This is a genomic window from Spirillospora sp. NPDC049024, assembly GCF_040649235.1.
Lineage (GTDB): Bacteria > Actinomycetota > Actinomycetes > Streptosporangiales > Streptosporangiaceae > Spirillospora.
This window is the reverse complement of the sequence record NZ_JBEZFD010000001.1, coordinates 568,993-585,553: the sequence shown is the minus strand read 5'-3', so window position 1 is coordinate 585,553 and position 16,561 is coordinate 568,993. Positions and strand designations below refer to the sequence as shown.

At 73.4% G+C, this 16,561-nt stretch carries 15 protein-coding genes; 7 read left to right on the top strand and 8 right to left on the bottom strand.

The features are described 5' to 3' along the window. Together AB0C21_RS02785 and AB0C21_RS02780 are read right to left on the bottom strand one after the other, a co-directional pair. On the bottom strand, positions 1 to 806 hold an 806-nt coding region (locus AB0C21_RS02785; RefSeq protein WP_500202331.1), incomplete at its 3' end, for a maltotransferase domain-containing protein. Between the two features lie 191 nt (positions 807 to 997). After that, positions 998 to 1,579 (bottom strand): hypothetical protein, encoded by a 582-nt coding sequence (locus tag AB0C21_RS02780; protein WP_500202330.1) that lies wholly within the window; start codon positions 1,577 to 1,579, stop codon positions 998 to 1,000. Positions 1,580 to 1,897: 318 nt separating this feature from the next. Between AB0C21_RS02780 and glgP the strand changes: the two genes are divergently transcribed. After that, the gene (gene glgP / locus AB0C21_RS02775; RefSeq protein ID WP_500202329.1) at positions 1,898 to 4,495 is read left to right on the top strand and encodes an alpha-glucan family phosphorylase; all 2,598 of its coding nucleotides are present in this window, start codon (positions 1,898 to 1,900) and stop codon (positions 4,493 to 4,495) included. Here the strand turns inward: glgP and AB0C21_RS02770 are convergent. Together AB0C21_RS02770 and AB0C21_RS02765 are read right to left on the bottom strand one after the other, a co-directional pair. Then, positions 4,492 to 5,067 (bottom strand): hypothetical protein, encoded by a 576-nt coding sequence (locus AB0C21_RS02770; RefSeq protein WP_500202328.1) that lies wholly within the window; start codon positions 5,065 to 5,067, stop codon positions 4,492 to 4,494. The two genes, glgP and AB0C21_RS02770, sit on opposite strands and share 4 nt — an antisense overlap. Continuing rightward, a complete protein-coding gene (locus AB0C21_RS02765; protein WP_500202327.1) occupies positions 5,064 to 5,324 on the bottom strand; it encodes a helix-turn-helix transcriptional regulator in 261 nt (86 codons plus the stop codon). The genes AB0C21_RS02770 and AB0C21_RS02765 overlap by 4 nt, the downstream gene beginning before the upstream one ends. A gap of 115 nt (positions 5,325 to 5,439) precedes the next feature. Here AB0C21_RS02765 and AB0C21_RS02760 point away from each other — a divergent pair, with 115 nt between their 5' ends. Beyond that, positions 5,440 to 6,609, top strand: coding sequence for a sensor histidine kinase (locus AB0C21_RS02760; RefSeq protein ID WP_500202326.1), 1,170 nt, complete (start codon positions 5,440 to 5,442; stop codon positions 6,607 to 6,609). Positions 6,610 to 6,633: 24 nt separating this feature from the next. Here the strand turns inward: AB0C21_RS02760 and AB0C21_RS02755 are convergent, their stop codons facing one another. The 3 genes from AB0C21_RS02755 to AB0C21_RS02745 form a co-directional block, all read right to left on the bottom strand. Beyond that, positions 6,634 to 7,368: an ATP-binding cassette domain-containing protein gene (locus AB0C21_RS02755; RefSeq protein WP_500202325.1), complete on the bottom strand. Its 735-nt coding sequence runs from the start codon at positions 7,366 to 7,368 to the stop codon at positions 6,634 to 6,636. A 151-nt stretch (positions 7,369 to 7,519) separates the two neighbouring features. Beyond that, a complete protein-coding gene (locus AB0C21_RS02750) occupies positions 7,520 to 8,311 on the bottom strand; it encodes an SWIM zinc finger family protein (RefSeq protein WP_500202324.1) in 792 nt (263 codons plus the stop codon). Beyond that, entirely contained in the window at positions 8,311 to 11,310 is a 3,000-nt protein-coding gene (locus tag AB0C21_RS02745; RefSeq protein WP_500202323.1) for a DEAD/DEAH box helicase, read from the bottom strand. The genes AB0C21_RS02750 and AB0C21_RS02745 overlap by 1 nt, the downstream gene beginning before the upstream one ends. A gap of 273 nt (positions 11,311 to 11,583) precedes the next feature. Between AB0C21_RS02745 and AB0C21_RS02740 the strand changes: the two genes are divergently transcribed. Further along, the gene (locus tag AB0C21_RS02740; RefSeq protein ID WP_500202322.1) at positions 11,584 to 12,366 is read left to right on the top strand and encodes an enoyl-CoA hydratase/isomerase family protein; all 783 of its coding nucleotides are present in this window, start codon (positions 11,584 to 11,586) and stop codon (positions 12,364 to 12,366) included. Here the strand turns inward: AB0C21_RS02740 and AB0C21_RS02735 are convergent. Then, positions 12,353 to 12,742, bottom strand: coding sequence for a winged helix-turn-helix transcriptional regulator (locus AB0C21_RS02735; protein WP_500202321.1), 390 nt, complete (start codon positions 12,740 to 12,742; stop codon positions 12,353 to 12,355). The genes AB0C21_RS02740 and AB0C21_RS02735 overlap by 14 nt on opposite strands. A gap of 81 nt (positions 12,743 to 12,823) precedes the next feature. Between AB0C21_RS02735 and AB0C21_RS02730 the strand changes: the two genes are divergently transcribed. The 4 genes from AB0C21_RS02730 (at position 12,824) to AB0C21_RS02715 (ending at position 16,528) form a co-directional block, all read left to right on the top strand. Beyond that, the gene (locus AB0C21_RS02730; RefSeq protein WP_500202320.1) at positions 12,824 to 13,507 is read left to right on the top strand and encodes an NADPH-dependent F420 reductase; all 684 of its coding nucleotides are present in this window, start codon (positions 12,824 to 12,826) and stop codon (positions 13,505 to 13,507) included. 76 nt (positions 13,508 to 13,583) lie between these two features. Next, on the top strand, positions 13,584 to 14,351 hold the full coding sequence (locus AB0C21_RS02725) for an SDR family NAD(P)-dependent oxidoreductase (RefSeq protein WP_353821302.1): 768 nt from the start codon (positions 13,584 to 13,586) through the stop codon (positions 14,349 to 14,351). Positions 14,352 to 14,524: 173 nt separating this feature from the next. Next, positions 14,525 to 15,472, top strand: coding sequence for an acyl-ACP desaturase (locus AB0C21_RS02720; RefSeq protein ID WP_149257914.1), 948 nt, complete (start codon positions 14,525 to 14,527; stop codon positions 15,470 to 15,472). Between the two features lie 243 nt (positions 15,473 to 15,715). Next, positions 15,716 to 16,528: a serine/threonine-protein kinase gene (locus tag AB0C21_RS02715; protein ID WP_149257913.1), complete on the top strand. Its 813-nt coding sequence runs from the start codon at positions 15,716 to 15,718 to the stop codon at positions 16,526 to 16,528. Positions 16,529 to 16,561 lie beyond the last annotated feature (33 nt).

Genomic DNA, 16,561 nt, shown 5'->3' with positions numbered 1-16,561 from the left:
GGTGACCCGATCGCCCAGGGGGAGCCGGGGTCGTACGGGCCGGCGTCCAGGGTGTTGTTGGGGCCTTTGCGGTGCGCGGTGCCGATCGGGTGGATGGGTGGCAGGTAGACCACGTCGAAGCCCATGTCGGCGATCGCTGGGAGGCGTTTGGTCGCGGTGCGGAAGGTGCCCGAGATCGGTCCGCGGCGGCCGAGGGGGTCGAAGGTGGCGCCCTCGGAGCGGGGGAAGAACTCGTACCAGGCCCCGAACAGCGCCCGCTGCCGGTGCACCACCAGCGGATACCAGTCACTGACCGTCAGCAGATCCCGCAACGGATACCGCTCCAGGACGTCCTCGACGTCGGGATCGGCCACGGCCTCCATCCGGTCGACGGCCGGCACGGTCTCGTCCGCGAGCCGCTTGGCCAGCCGGTCCACGGTCGGGCGGTCCTTGCCCGGGACCGCCTCCGCCGCGCGCGCGAACAGCAGCGACCCCTCGGCGAGCATCAGCTCGACGTCCTGCCCGCGCGGGACCTTGATCTCCGCGTCGTGCCGCCAGTGCGCGATCGGATCACCCCAGGCCTCCACCCGGAACGACCACGACCCCATCTCCGTCGGCGTCACCCGCGCCGACCACCGGTCCAGCCCGACCCCCACCTCGCTCATCCGCTGCGGCGCCAGCTCCTCACCCTCCGGCGTCCGCAGCACCACCGCCGCGCCCAACCGCTCGTGCCCCTCACGGAACACCGTCGCCGACACCTCGACCGTCTCACCCACCACGGCCTTCGCCGACCACCGGCCGCACCCCACCACCGGTTCGACGTTCACGATCGGAATGCGACCAAGCCTCGGAATGCCGGGCATGCTGGACGTTCCGGACTCGACGTGCATGTGCCATCTCCTACCCGTGCGAGACTTCCGAAACGTCTCCTGCCCGGGAAGGGGCCTTCAGCGTCCTGATTTTTTCGACAACTTTGTGCGACGCGTCAACCGCGCAGGGTTGCGGTCGCGTAGGGCACTCACCGGGTGGGCCGCGCAGTCGGAGAGATCGGCGGGTCCGCCGACGTGACCTTGCCGGCGGCGTCCACGCACCTGCTGAACCCGCCGATCACCAGTGTCCCGTCGCCGGTGGTGCCGCTGAGCAGGATCTCCAGGTACATGCCCCGCCGGACGGCGATGAGCTTGCCGGCGTCGTCGCCGAGCGCCCAGCCGTCCCCCCGGAGCCGCTCCTTCACCGCGGCGTCCCGCGCGGCCGCCCCGTCCGGCCCGCGGTATTCCAGGCGCACCGCGTACTCCCAGTTGAGTTCGGCGGGCGCGCGCTCCGGGTCGTCCGGGTCGTGGAAGCGGCACTGGTGGTCGTGGTCGCGGAGCACCGTCCGAGCCGTGCGACCCTCGGCCGGGACGACGCCGGCCAGGCCGTCGACGGCGGTCCGGACCGCGGTCGCCTGCCGGTGCAGCAGCGGACGCTTCGCGCTGGGGAACGGGCTCGGCGGCAGGTCCGGGGACGCGACGAGGTTCCCGCACGACGTGAGCGCCAGCGCCAGGACAACGGTCAGCGCGGGCGCCAGGGCCCGCCGGACACCGCGATGGTCGGTGCGCACCGGCTCTCCTTCTTCCGCCCCGCGACGGCGCGCGGAGCATGTAGTGGTCTGCGGCTTTGACGGTGCGATGACCTGGTGTGATCGCCACTGGCCGACCTCGGCCAGTGGGGAACCGGTCTGGGGAAGGTCGAGTTTGGGCAAACGGTGGGCCGGGCCGCGAGGCCCCGCGCCGGCGACGAGCGGCCGCGGTGGGGCGCGAACCCCTGTGGCCGTGGGGCTCCGGGGACTCCTGCCATCGCCGGGGCGACCGATCCGGAAGGTGAGGGTGTGGTCCCCGCCGTCGCGTCCATGCCCCCGAAGCGCATAGCGTGGCGTTGCGTGAAGGCAATCCGACGTTTCACGGTACGCACCGTCCTTCCCGAGCCCCTCAGGCAGCTCGAGGAGCTGGTCCTCAACCTGCGCTGGTCGTGGCACCACGAGACGCTCGACCTCTTCCGCGACGTGGACCCGGCGCTCTGGAAGGCCGTCCACCACGATCCCGTCCGGCTGCTCGGCGAGGTCGCCCCGGAGCGGCTCGCGCGGCTGGCGGAGGACCGGCGGTTCCTGCGGCGCCTCCAGGACACCGCCGAAGACCTGCACGAGTACCTGACGGCGCCGCGCTGGTACCAGTCGCGGCCCGGGGACTCGCCGGTGAGCATCGCCTACTTCTCGCCCGAGTACGGGATCACCGCCGCGCTGCCGCAGTACTCCGGGGGCCTCGGCATCCTCGCGGGCGACCACCTGAAGACCGCCAGCGACCTCGGCGTGCCCATCGTCGGGGTCGGGCTTCTCTACCGGCACGGCTACTTCTCCCAGTCGCTGTCGCCGGACGGCTGGCAGCTTGAGCGCTACCCCCCGATCGACCCCAACGGGCTGCCGCTGACGCTCCTCCGCGAGCGGGACGGAACGCCGGTGCGCGTCGTCATCGGCCTCCCCAAGGGGGGCGGCCTGCACGCGCAGGTCTGGATCGCGCGGGTCGGCCGCGTCCCGCAGCTGCTCCTCGACTCCGACGTGGAGGAGAACGACCAGGCCGCGCGCGACGTCACCGACCGGCTGTACGGAGGAGGCGGCGACCACCGGCTGCTCCAGGAGATGCTGCTCGGCATCGGCGGCGTGCGGGCGATCCGCGCGTACTGCCGCATCACCGGGCACCCGGCGCCGGAGGTGTTCCACACCAACGAGGGCCACGCGGGGTTCCTCGGCCTGGAGCGCATCCGCGAGCTCGCCAAGGAGGAGGGGCTGACCTTCGACGAGGCGCTGGAGGCGACCCGCGCGGGCACGGTGTTCACCACCCACACGCCCGTCCCGGCCGGCATCGACCGGTTCCCCCGCGACCTCATCTCCCGCTACTTCGGCGGCTCGAACGAGGAGGAGCAGGTCCCCGTCGACCGGATCCTCGCGCTCGGCGCCGAGGACTACCCCGGCGGCGACCGCACCGTGTTCAACATGGCCGTGATGGGGATGCGGCTGGCGCAGCGCGTGAACGGCGTCAGCAGGCTCCACGGCGAGGTCAGCCGGGAGATGTTCGGCGGGCTGTGGGGCGGGTTCGACACCGCCGAGGTCCCCATCGGGTCCATCACCAACGGCGTGCACGCGGGCACCTGGGTCGCCCGCGAGGTGCTCGAGTTCACCGCGCGTGAGCTGCCCGCCGTGATGGAGTCCGGGCGCGGCTGGGAAGCCGTCCGGGACGTCCCCGAGCCGGAGGTCTGGCGCATGCGGAACCTGCTGCGGCGCCGCCTCGTGATGGACGCGCGCCGCCGGCTGCGCGAGTCGTGGCGCCAGCGCGGCGCCAGCGAGGCCGAGACGTCCTGGATCGACGACGCACTCGACCCCGACGTCCTGACGATCGGGTTCGCGCGGCGCGTCCCGTCCTACAAGCGGCTCACGCTGATGATGAGCGACCCCGACCGGCTCCGCTCGATCCTGCTGGACCCCGACCGGCCCGTGCAGATCGTCATCGCCGGGAAGGCGCACCCCGCCGACGAGGGCGGCAAGCGGCTCATCCAGGAGATCGTGCGGTTCACCGGATCCGAGGACGTCCGGCACCGGATCGTGTTCCTGCCCGACTACGACATGGCGCTCGGGCAGCTCATGGTGCAGGGCTGCGACGTGTGGATGAACAACCCGCTGCGCCCGCTGGAGGCGTGCGGCACGTCCGGGATGAAGGCGGCGCTGAACGGCGGGCTGAACCTGTCGATCCGCGACGGCTGGTGGGACGAGTGGTACGACGGCCAGAACGGCTGGGCGATCCCCTCCGCCGACGGCCTCGCCACCCCCGACCGGCGGGACGAGCTGGAGGCCGCCGCCCTGTACGAGCTGATCGAGGACCACGTGTCCGTCACGTTCTACGACCGGGACTCGGCCGGGATGCCGCGCCGCTGGCTGGAGATGGTCAAGCACACCATCGCCACCGTCGGCCCGAAGGTCCTCGCGTCCCGGATGCTGCGCGACTACGTCGACGACCTGTACACCCCGGCCGCCGTGGCGGAGCGCTCCATGGTCGCCGACAAGTTCGCGGGCGCCCGGGAGCTGGCGGCCTGGAAGCGGCGGATCCGCGACGCTTGGCCGCGGGTCGCCGTCGAGCACGTCGAGTCCACCGGTGAGGAGAGCCCGCAGGTCGGCGCGCGGCTGACGGTCCGCGTCGTGGCGGACCTCGGCGGGCTCGCCCCCGAGGACGTCGCCGTCGAGGTCGCCTACGGCCGGGTGGACGACGCCGACGCCCTCGTCGAGCCGTCCTACCTGGAGCTGGCGGACGGCGGCCCGGCGGAGAACGGGCGGCGCCGCTACACCGGCGAGGTCCCGCTCGGACGCAGCGGCGCCTTCGGCTACAGCGTCCGGGTGGTGCCGAACCACCCGCTGCTGCCCGGCCGGACCGAGATGGGCCTCGTCGCGCTGCCGCCCGCGCCGCAGGGCATGACGAACGGCGACCTGCGCTAGCCGTCCTCCCCCTCGTCGTCGGCGGGCGGCGGATCGGGCGTCTGCCAGGCCGCGACGACGAGGGGGAGCAGCGCGTGCGTCGCCAGCAGCGCGAACAGGATCAGGAAGAGCGCGGCGCCGGGGATCTGCGACTCGCGGCCGTCCCGGTCGGCGGCCATCGTCACCACCAGCACGGCGGCGATCACCAGCGTGGTCGCCTGGTGGGCGGTCGCGAACGCGCGGAGCCGCGCCGTGAGCTGCCGCTCGTCCAGCTCCCGCTCCCGCTTGGAGATCAGCCCCCGGGTCACCGCGATCAGGTGGCCGGCGAGCGGGATCCCGCCCACCACCAGGACGCCGAGGATCACGAAGTTCACGATCATCGCGGTGTCGCTCGGGGCCAGCCGCCAGGACACCGCGGCGTCCACCCAGAACAGGCCCAGCATGACCGCGCCCGTCCCGGCCAGGATCCGGCGGGCGCGGCGGCGCGCGTAGCGGGCGGGCAGCCGCCGCTCCAGCTCCTCGTCGAGGCAGGCGAGACGGTCCGCGCGCTTGCGGCGGGACCGCTCCACCCATCCGGCGGTGCGGTTCGTCATGACGTGTCTCCGATCCTCGGGAACGGCTTCAGGGAGAAGACGACCTCGACCGGCACCTCGAAGTACTCGGCGATGCGCAGGGCGAGGTGGAGGCTGGGGCTGTACTCGCCCCGTTCCAGGTAGCCGACCGTCTGGTAGTGGACGCCCAGCGCGGTGGCGAGGTCGCGGCGGGAGACGCCGCGCTCCGCCCTCAGCACCGGGATCCGGTTGTAGACGGTCTCCTTCTCGGCGGACACCGGGCCAGTCTTGCGGATCACGACCCCCTCTGTACGGGTCCTAGAACAGTTCGCCATAGGACTGCATCCGTTGATAGTAGAAGTACTACATCTGGTTGCAGACATGCAAGCGAGCGGATCCTGGCAGGATGGACGTGTGCGACTTGCTAACCGGCGCGCGCGGCCGCTGCCCCGGCTGCCGACCGGGCGCGCCGCGGACGCCGCACTGGCCGGCGGCTTCTTCGCGGTCCTGGCCGCGATGACCCTCGTGTCGGTCCACATGGGCCCGCCCACGCGGATGCCCCTCTACAGCTGGGCGCTGCTGGCGGTCGCGTGCGGGGCGCTGTACTTCCGCCGGAGACGGCCGGTCGCGGTCGGCGCCGTCACGCTCGTCGCCTGCGCCGTCTACTACCCGGTCACCGAGCCGGACGGCCCGGCGGTGCTCACGTTCGTCGTCGCGCTCTACACGGCGGCGTCCGAGGGGTACCTCGCCGCGGCCGGCGCACTGGCGGGGATCTCGGTCGTCGCGACCGTCGCCGCCGACGCCCGCGACGACGTCAACCACCTCGCCGACGCGGCCGGCTTCCTGCTCATCGGCTGGTTCGTCGCGGTCGTCGCCATCGGCGGCGTCGTCCGCAACCGGCGCGCCTACCTGCGCGAGGCGGAGGAGCGCGCCAGGGTCGCCGAGCGCGGCCGCGAGGCCGAGGCCCGCCGCCGCGCCATCGAGGAGCGGCTGCGCATCGCCCGCGAGCTGCACGACGTCCTCGGCCACAACATCTCGCTCATCAACGTGCAGGCCACCGCCGCGCTGCACGGCCTGCGCCGCGAGCCCGAGCGCGCCGAGGACGCGCTCACCGCGATCAAGCAGGCCAGCAAGGACGTGCTGCGGGAGATGCGCGCCACCCTCGGCGTGCTGCGGCAGGTCGACGAGGCCGCCCCGGTCACGCCCGCCCCCGGCCTCGCCCGGCTGGACGAGCTGACCCGCGGCATCACCGCGGCCGGCCTGAAGATCCGCACCGAGGTCGAGGGGGAGCCGCGCCCGCTGCCCGCCGAGGCCGACCTCGCCGCGTTCCGGATCGTCCAGGAGGCGCTCACGAACGTGACCCGGCACTCCGGCGCGACCTCGGCCGCCGTCCGCATCCGCTACGGCGCCGACCACGTCGTCCTCAGCGTCGAGGACGACGGAACGCCCGGATCGAGCCCGCCGTCGGCCGACGGCAGCGGCATCCGCGGCATGCGGGACCGCGCCGAGACCCTCGGCGGCACCCTGGAAGCCGGCCCCGCCCCCAACGGCGGCTTCACCGTCCGCGCCCGCCTACCCCTCTGACGGCTACACGGCCTTGTCCAACGGCTACACGGCCTTGGAGGTCGGGGGGTGGGCGGTGGTCATCTGGGGCCAGAAGCGGGTGGCGGTGAGGGGTCCGCGGATCGGGATCATGCCGGTGGGGCCCGCGGCGCCCGTCGGTTGCACGGGGCGGGCCCGGTCGACGACGCCGATGCGGTCGGCTCGGCGGGCCTCGGCGGCGTCGCGCGTGGTGAGCAGGACGGTCGTGCCGGCGGCGGCGATCCGGCGCAGCGTCGCCCAGATCTGGTGGATCGTTCCACTGTCGAGGCCGGACGTGGGCTCGTCCAGGAACAGCACGTCCGAGCGGTCCAGCAGCGCCAGCGACAGGTCGAGCCGCCGCCGCTGCCCGGGCGTCAGCCGCTCGAACCGCACCCGCGCGGCCCTCTCCAGGCCGGTCAGCGCTAGCGCCTCCTCCGCCGTCAGCGGGTCCAGCGTCCAGCGGTGCCGGCCTTCGACGATCTCCGAGACGGTGAGGCCGGGGAACAGCCCCTCGTCCCGCCAAACCGTGCCGATCCGCAGGCCCTCCCGCGCCGCGTACGGGTCGGCGCCGAGGATGCGCACCGTGCCTCGGCAGGGGCGGCGGAGCCCCGCGAGCGCCTCCAGCAGCAGGGTCTTGCCCGAGCCCCGGTGGCCGAGCAGCGCGTAAACCTCGCCCTCCGGCACCGCGAACGAGAAGTCCCCGACCGTCCGGGCGCCGCAGCGGACGCGCAGCCCGCGCGCCTCCACGACGATTCCGCTCATCCCTCGTAACTCCCCCCATGAGGTGCGGACCCCGGCCCTCCCCGGAGCCCCGCATGGCAGGAGGCTACGGAGCGAACCCGCCGGTAGGCGGCCGAGCCGCGCCGGTGTTCGCACTCCGTAAGATCATTCGCGGCCCGGCGAGGCCCTCGGATCAGTCGTCGTCCTGGGCGGCGAGCGCCTCGTAGGCGGGGGCCAGGACGTCCGGCAGCGCGCGGCGGCGGACGCGGACCGGCGGGGGAGTGGCGACCTGGAGCACGAACCCCGGCGGGACCGGCGGCGCGGGCGGGCGCTCGCGGAGCCGGGCCAGGCCGGACGGCGGCGTCCAGAACCCGGCGGCGCTGAGCGGCTCGTCCTCCATCTCCAGCGGGTCGGGCTCGGTCGCGGTGGCGCGGCGGAGCGCGCCGAGCAGCTGGTCGCGCCGCCGGCCGTTCCACTGGAGGATGAGGAACGGGTCGTCGTCGAACGCCTCGGCCAGCAGGTACAGGACGGCGGCCGCGTGCTTGCACGGGTCGCCCCAGTCGGGGCAGTCGCACATCAGGTGCAGGTCGGACGCCGCGCCCGGGAACAGCGCCAGCCCCAGCTCGGCGAACACCCACTCGATCTCCGGCGGCATCTCCCCGGCCAGCAGCCGGGCCCGGAAGAGCGCGCGGGACGCCAGCTCGGCCTCCACCGCCCGCCAGCCGTCCTCGTCGATCGCCTCGATGCCGAGCGCCACCTCGTACGGCTCCGGCGCCGAGCCCCGCACCTTCGCGGTCACCTCGTACGCCTCCACCCGCAGGTCGAACACGTTGCCCTTGCGGGCGTACGTGCGGCCCCGCTGGAGCCGTCCGGCGTCGGCGAACGACTCCACCAGGTCGATGAAGCGCCGCGACCACCACCGCGCCCCGATCGACCCCCGCCGGGTGCGCGCCCTGATGCCCCCGTCATCCGGCCGCTCGTCCATCAGTCGCTCACCGCCTCCGGCGACAGCCGCAGGACGTCGCGCAGCTCGGCGACCGACAGCTCGGTCAGCCAGTCCTCACCGGTGCCGACGATCGACTCGGCCAGGGCCTTCTTGCGTTCGATCATCTCGTCGACGCGCTCCTCCATCGTCCCGACGCAGATGAACTTGCGGACCTGGACGTTGCGGGTCTGCCCGATGCGGAACGCCCGGTCGGTGGCCTGGTCCTCGACGGCCGGGTTCCACCAGCGGTCCACGTGCACGACGTGGTTGGCGGCGGTCAGCGTCAGGCCCGTCCCGGCGGCCTTGAGGGACAGCAGGAAGACGGCGGGCTCGGCGTCCTCCTGGAAGCGCTGGACGAGGTCGTCGCGCGCCTGCTTGGACGTCCCGCCGTGCAGCCACAGCACCGGGCGTTCGAGCCGCGCCGCCAGGTAGGGCTGGAGCATCGACCCGAACTCGGCGTACTGGGTGAACACGAGCGCCTTCTCGCCCTGCTCCAGCACCTCGGCGCAGATCTCCTCCAGCCGTTCGAGCTTGCCCGACCGGCCGGGCAGGCGCGAGCCGTCCTTGAGCAGCTGCGCCGGATGGTTGCAGACCTGCTTGAGCTTGGCCATCGTCGCGAGCACCAGCCCGCGCCGCTTGGCCTCCTCCGCCTCGGCGATCTGCTGGAGCATGTCGTCGACGGTCGCCTGGTAGAGCGACGCCTGCTCGGTCGTCAGGTTGCAGTAGACCTTGATCTCCTGCTTCTCCGGCAGGTCCGTGATGATCGACCTGTCGGTCTTGAGGCGCCGCAGGACGAACGGCTGCGTCGCCCGCCTGAGCGCCAGCGCCGCCTGCTCGTCGCCCTCCCGCTCGATCGGGATCGCGAACCGACGCCGGAACTCGGCGCGCGGGCCGAGCAGCCCCGGGTTCGCGAACTCCATGATCGACCACAGCTCGGTCAGGTGGTTCTCCACCGGCGTGCCGGTGAGCGCGATCCGGCTGCGCGCCGGGATGCTCCGCACCGCCCTGGCCTGCCGCGTCCCGCTGTTCTTGAGCGCCTGCGCCTCGTCGCAGATGACCCGCTCCCACGCGATCGCCGCGAGCGTCTCCGCGTCGCGCGCCGCCGTCCCGTACGTGGTGAGCACCAGGTCGGCGCCCGCCACCGCGGCGGCGAGGTCCTCGCCCCGGTGCCGCCCCGTGCCGTGGTGGACGTACACCCGCAGCTTGGGCGTGAACCGGGCCGCCTCCCGCTGCCAGTTCCCCACCAGCGACATGGGAACGATCGCGAGGGTCGGGGCGGGGGTCGCGCCGTCATTTCGTTCGTGAATTAGCAGTGAGAGTACCGAGATCGTTTTACCCAAGCCCATGTCGTCCGCGAGAAGGGCGCCGAGGCCGAGATCGTTCATGAACGTCAGCCAGGCGAGCCCGCGCTCCTGGTACGGCCGCAGCTCGGCGTCCAGGTCGTCGGGGGTGCGCATGGGGGTGAGGCGGCGGTCGGCTTCGCCGGAGAGGAGGTCGCCTAGTGAGCCCGCCGCGTCGACCTCGGTGAGGGGGAGGACGTCGTCGCCGGCGTGGACGATCGCGCGGATCGCCTCGGCGGCGGTCATGCGGCCGCGGCGCGGGTGGCGCAGGAAGTCGAGGGCAGCTTCCAACTGCCGCTCGTCAAGCTCCACCCACTGGCCGCGCAGCCGGACGAGCGGCGTCTTCAGCCGGGCCAGCTCCTCCAGTTCGGCCTCGTCGATGCTCTCGTCGCCGATGGCGAGGTCCCAGCGGAAGTCGACCATCGACTTCAGGTCGAAGCCCGAGGGCGCGGCCGACCCCGAGGACGCCTCCGGGTCCTCGTTGCGGGTGGTGAGCTTCATGCCGAGCTTCGCCTTGCCCGCCCACTGGGGGAGCAGGACCCCGAAGCCCGCGGCGGCGAGCATCGGGGCGGCCTGGCGGAGGAAGCGGAACGCGCCCGCCGTGTCGAGCAGCAGCTCGGACGGGGTGGGGCCGTCGAGAGCGGGTGCCAGCTCGGGGTAGAGGCGCAGGGCGCGGCCGAGGCCGGCGAGGAGCGTCTCCTCCGCCTGCGGGATCGAGGTGGCTTCACCGTCCCACACCATCGCGGCGGGGACGTAGAGGCTCGGGTCGTCGGTGCCCTGGAGGGCGAACTCCACCCGCCACGTGTCGCCCTCGCGGGGTTCCGCGTCCTCCTCGAACTCCTCGGCGCCCGGTTCGGCGAGGCGGAAGCAGGCCCGCAGCGGGCCGGACGGGCGGCGCGCGGCGGCGGCCCACGCGTCCAGCTCGGCGATCAGGTCGTCGGGGTCGTCGCGGGGTTCGCGGGCGACCTCGGCGGACGGTCCGGTGAGCGCCATCACCCAGCGCTCGGCGAGCGGCAGCCGGTCGGGCTCCTTGCGCCGCGACACCAGCAGCGGATGCGGGACCACGCCCCGCACCGCGGTGTCGACCAGGGCGGACAGCGCCTCGCGCAGGACCTCGGCGGCGGGGCGCCCGCCGTCCGCGGCGCGGCAGGCGGCGGGCATGGCGCGGGCCAGCGCGCGGAACCGCGCCGGGTCGTCGAGGACCGGGCGCCAGCGGGCCACGAGGTCGCCGTCCTCGCGCAGCAGGGCGGGCAGGACGTGGCCGCGCCCGGCGAGGTGCACCGCCTCGTCGGCGACCATGGACAGGAAGCGCAGGTCGGTGCCCGCGATCACGTCGGCGCCGTGCTCGGCCGCCTGGAGCAGCGCCATCGCGGGGAACGGGGCGAGGACCAGGGCGGGGACCCGCCACGGGCGCAGCTCGGGCTCGCCGCTCACCGGTTCGGGGCCCAGCTCGGCGGACGGCAGCGGATGGTCGCCCGCGGTGGGCAGCGCCATCGCCAGCTCGACGCGGAACGCGGTGCGCAGGAGCGGCTCGTAGGACGTGCCGGTGAAGTCGCAGGTCGCGAAGGGGTGGACGTCCGGGGAGGGCTCGTACGGGCCGGTGCGTTCGGCCCACAGGCAGAGCGCACCGCCATGCCAGGTGGCGTGGGCGACGAGCATGGTCCCCGAAGCTATCAGCAGCCTCGGACGTCACCGCGCTTCCCGCTTCCCGGCTGTGTTTCAAAGTCCCGACCCACTTCGCTCGCCTGGCGGCTCGCTACGTGACCGTGCCTGGGCGAACGCGGCATCGCTTCGCGATCTGCCCGGTGCCGCTCGCCTCCGGCTTCGCCGCACCGGGCAGGTCACGCGTTCGCGCGCGTGGCCGAGGCCACTCCGGGACAGGCACTACTAGGCTCGGGGCGTCCGCCATCGGGTTTCATTAGGAGGGTCGCCGTGGGCGAGTTCGTACGGGTCGAGGTCGAGGACGGGATCGCGACGATCAGGCTGGACCGTCCGAAGATGAACGCCCTGAACGCCCAGATGCAGCGGGAGCTGATCGACGCGGCCCGGGAGGTCACCCAGGACGAGGCGGTCGGCGCCGTCGTGCTGTACGGGGGCGAGCGGGTGTTCGCGGCGGGCGCGGACATCAAGGAGATGGCCCCGATGTCGTACGCCGAGATGTCGGCGGGGCACTCGCGGCTGCTGCAGGACTTCGCCAAGGCGCTCGCCGCGATCCCGAAGCCGGTGATCGCCGCGATCACCGGGTACGCGCTCGGCGGCGGGCTGGAGACGGCGCTGACCGCCGACTTCCGGGTCGCGGGCGAGAGCGCGAAGGTGGGGCAGCCGGAGATCCAGCTCGGCATCATCCCGGGCGCGGGCGGCACGCAGCGGCTGTCCCGGCTGATCGGGCCGTCGAAGGCCAAGGATCTGATCTTCTCGGGACGGCACGTCGCGGCGGACGAGGCCCTCGCGATGGGCCTGGTGGACCGGGTCGTCCCGGACGGCGCCGTCTACACCGCCGCCAAGGAGTGGGCGGCGACGTTCGTCGGCGGCCCCGCGATCGCGCTGCGCGCCGCCAAGCAGGCCGTCGACCGCGGCCTCGAGGCCGACCTCGACACCGGGCTGGAGATCGAGCGGACGCAGTTCGCGGCGCTGTTCGCCACGGAGGACCAGGCGAACGGGATGAGGAGCTTCATGGAGGAGGGCCCCGGCAAGGCCCGGTTCACCGGTCGCTGAGCGCGGCTTCCCGCGTGTCGACCACCTCGTCGGCGTAGCGCTCGGTCCAGCGGCCGAGCGCGGCGAGGGGTTCGAGCATGCCGCGCCCCGGCCCGGTCAGCTCGTACTCGACGCGCGGGGGCGCCTCGGCGTAGCGGCGCCGGGTCACCAGCCCGTCGCGTTCGAGGCGGCGCAGCGTCCCGGTCAGCACCTTGTGGCTGATGCCGCCGATCCGCGCCTGCATCTCGCCCGGACGCAAGGGGCCGTGCTGGAGCGTCCACAGCACGACGCCCGCCCAGGTGCCGGACAGCAGGTCGAGGGCGAGTCGTGTGCGGCAGTCGGCGGCGAACCCGCTCACGTTCAAGGGCTCGTATTCGTCCATGGGATCGCCCGCCATCCTGCCCCTTCCGATACGCACCGAATGGTGTGAAACGGACCGCCTAACGTCCCGTCCGACGGTAATCGAACGGAGGACGGCATGCGGATCGGAATTCTCGGCGCGGGCGCCATGGCGGACGCCCTCGCAACGCAGTGGGCGCGCAAGGGGCACCAGGTGCGGTTCGGGGCGCGCACGCCCGCGAAGGCGGTGGCGCTGGCCGACCGGATCGGGCACGGCGCGGCCGGCGGCACGCTCCGGGAGGCGGCGGAGTTCGGCGAGGCGGTGCTCCTCGCCGTCTGGCACGAGGGCGTGCAGGACGTCCTGCGCGAGTCGGGGCCGCTGGAGGGGCGGGTGCTGATCGACTGCACCAACCCGATGGAGCCGCCGTTCGAGCGGCTCAAGACGGCGGGCGGCCCGTCCGCGGCGCGGCGGATCGCCGACGCGACCGGCGCGCGGGTCGTCAAGGCCTTCAACACCTGCCACGAGAGCGTGTGGCGGATGACGCCCCCGGTGTTCGCGGGCCGTCCCCTCGGCGTCCCCCTCTGCGGCGACGATGAGGACGCCCTCGCCGTCGTCCGCGGCCTGGTAACCGACCTGGGCTGTGTGCCGATGGACGGCGGAAGCCTGGAAAGGGCCGGGCTCCTGGAGGCGGTGACCGCTTTCATGGTGGGGTTGTGGACGGCGGGCGAGGACCCGGCCGCGATGCTGCCGCCGCCCGAGTACGCTGGGGGCGACCCGGCGCGCACGTCCGAAGACCCGCGCGCGACGGAACTCGCGGGCTGACGGGCTAAAACGTTATTTGCGTTTTTTTGGGCGTGCTGCGGGGCTGCGCGAAGATCGCCCGATAGCATCTCCCGCCATGCGACACGCGTACCGGACCGCGCTGGTGACGGGGGCGTCCAGCGGCATCGGCGAGAGCTTCGCCCGCCTCCTGGCCCGCCGCGGCACCGACCTCGTGATCGTCGCGCGCCGGAGCGACCTGCTGGACGGCCTCGCCCGCGACCTCGTCGAGCGGTACCGCGTGGCCGTGGAGGTGCTCGCCGCCGACCTCACCGACCCCGCGCAGCGCGCCGAGGTCGAGGGCCGGCTGCGGGCCGAGCCGGTCGAGCTGCTGGTCAACAACGCCGGATACGGCGCTTTTGGAGCGTTCGCGGAGCTGCCGCTGGACGACCACCTGGCGCAGATCGAGCTCAACGTGGCCGCGCTGGTGCGGCTCACCCACGCGGCCCTTCCGGGGATGATCGCGCGCGGCCGGGGCGGTGTGCTGAACGTCGCCTCGATGGCGGGGTTCGCGCCCTCGCCCGGCAGCGCGACCTACGGGGCGACGAAGGCGTACGTGGCGTCCTTCTCCGAGAGCCTGCACTCCGAGGTCTCGGGGAAGGGCGTCCACGTGACGGCGCTGTGCCCCGGGTTCACCCGCACCGACGACGAAGCCCCGGCCAACGCGCTGTGGCTGCGGCGCGAGGACGTGGCGCGGGCGGGCCTGGAGGCGGTGTCGACCGGCCGCGCGCTGTGCGTCCCCGGCATGCAGTACAAGGCGGCGCTCCCGGCGCTGCGGCTCGTCCCGAGGCCGCTGCTCAGGGCCGCCGTGAACCGCATGTGGCAACAGGCCGCCGACACGCGGTGACGAGACGTCACACCGTTTCACGCAGGTCTACAAAAGTTCCCGCGCCCCGCTTGTCGCGGTGGTGACTTGACGGGGGTCGCGCTGACTCGCGACGATCGAACCTACGCTTGAGTAGGTTGTGAACGGCCTGCTGGGCGGCTGCAGGACGACCTCTCGTCAAGCGAAGGAACCGCATGTCCGTGACCCCCGAAGAGAAGTTCCAGACCAGCCTCATGCTCGACCTTGAGCCCGTGGTCGAGAAGGAGCTGAACCGGCACCTGTCGATGGCCAAGGAATGGTTCCCGCACCAGTACGTCCCGTGGAGCGAGGGACGCGACTTCGACGGGCCGCTGGACGGCGAGCCGTGGTCCCTCGAGCAGTCGAAGCTGAGCCTCGAGGCGCGCGAGTCGCTCATCGTCAACCTCCTCACCGAGGACAACCTCCCCGGCTACCACCGCGCGATCGCCACCGTGTTCGGCCGCGACGGCGCCTGGGGCACGTGGGTCAACCGCTGGACCGCCGAGGAGAACCGGCACGGCATCGCCCTGCGCGACTACCTCACCGTGACCCGCGCGGTCGACCCGATCGCGCTGGAGCGCGCCCGCATGCACCACATGGAGGCCGGCTACGAGGCCGACCACGGCGACTCCTTCCTGCACGGGACGGCGTACGTGTCGTTCCAGGAGCTCGCGACCCGCGTGTCGCACCGCAACACCGGCAAGGCGTCCGGCGAGCCCGTCTGCGAGCAGATGATGACCCGCATCGCCGCCGACGAGAACCTCCACATGATCTTCTACCGGAACCTGATGGGCGCCGCGCTCGAGGCCGCCCCGAACGAGACGATGCGGGCGATCACCGACGTCGTGACGTCGTTCCAGATGCCCGGCCACAGCATCGACGGCTTCCTGCGCAAGTCGGTCGTCATCGCCAACGCCGGCATCTACGACCTGCGGCTCCACCACGACGACGTGCTCATCCCGGTCCTGCGCAAGTGGGGCGTCTTCGACCGCACCGACCTGACCGGCGACGGCGAGAAGGCCCGCGAGGAGCTCAACGAGTTCCTGGAGCAGCTCGACGCCGCCGCCACCAAGTTCGAGACCCGCCGCGAGGAGCGCCGCGCCCGCCAGGCCGCCCGGCGCTAGCCCAGGGGGGCGACCCCCTGGAACCCCCGTTGCGAGCCGGGCGATCCTCACGCCACGGTGCGGGTGTGTCGTGCCCGTGCGGGTTGGTTGTGTGGCGCTGCGGTCGCCCGGCTCGGCGGGCATGCGCGCTGCGCTCGCTGCGCTCGCTCCACGCGCCTGCCCGCGCGGCCGGCTGAGGTCCGGTCCAGGGTGATCTGAACCGTGGCGGGAACCAGAGGGGCGTTTTCGGGCGTCCAAGGGGGCATGGGGACGCACAGGCGACTGGGCGGGTACCGGTTGCTCGGCGAGATCGGCCGGGGGAGCACGGCGGTGGTCTACCTGGCCATGGACGCCGGCGGCCGGGAGGTCGCGGTCAAGGAGCTCGTTCCGGAGCTCACGGGGGAGCCGGAGGCGATCAGCCGGCTGGCGCGGGAGATGTCGGCGCAGGCGCGGGTGCGCAGCGCCTACGTCGCCCGGCTGCTGGACGGCGCGGTGTCGGCTCAGCGGCCGCACGTGGTCATGCAGTACGTGCCGGGGTGCCCGCTGAACGACCTCGTCGAGGCGTACGGGCCGCTGCGCGGCGACCGGCTCGTCCGGTTCGCGCGGCGGCTGGCGCTGGCGCTCGGGGACGTCCACGACGCGGGCGTGCTGCACCGCGACGTCTCGCCCGGCAACGTGATCGTCCTCGGCGACCGGCCCACGCTGATCGACTTCGGCATCGCGCACGAGTCCGGCGCGGAGCAGATCACGAGGCGCGGCATGGTCGTGGGGACGCCCGCCTACCTGGCGCCCGAGCTGATCGAGGGGGAGCGCGCCACGACCGCGTCGGACGTGTTCTCGTGGGCGTCGACCGCGGCGTACGCGGCGACGGGGCGCCCGCCGTTCGGGCGCGGCTCGCTGCACGGGGTGTGCTTCCGGATCCTGCGCGGCCAGGCCGACCTCGACGGGGTGCCCGAGCCGCTGGCCGGGCTGCTGCGGGCGGCGTTCCGCCGCGACCCCGCGGAGCGCCCCGCCGCGCGCTGGTTCGCCGGCGCGCTGGCCGACGCGGCCAAGGGCGACGGGGTGGTGGCGGCCTGATGGCTGGATCTCCTCCGCGGGATCGGCAAGGGT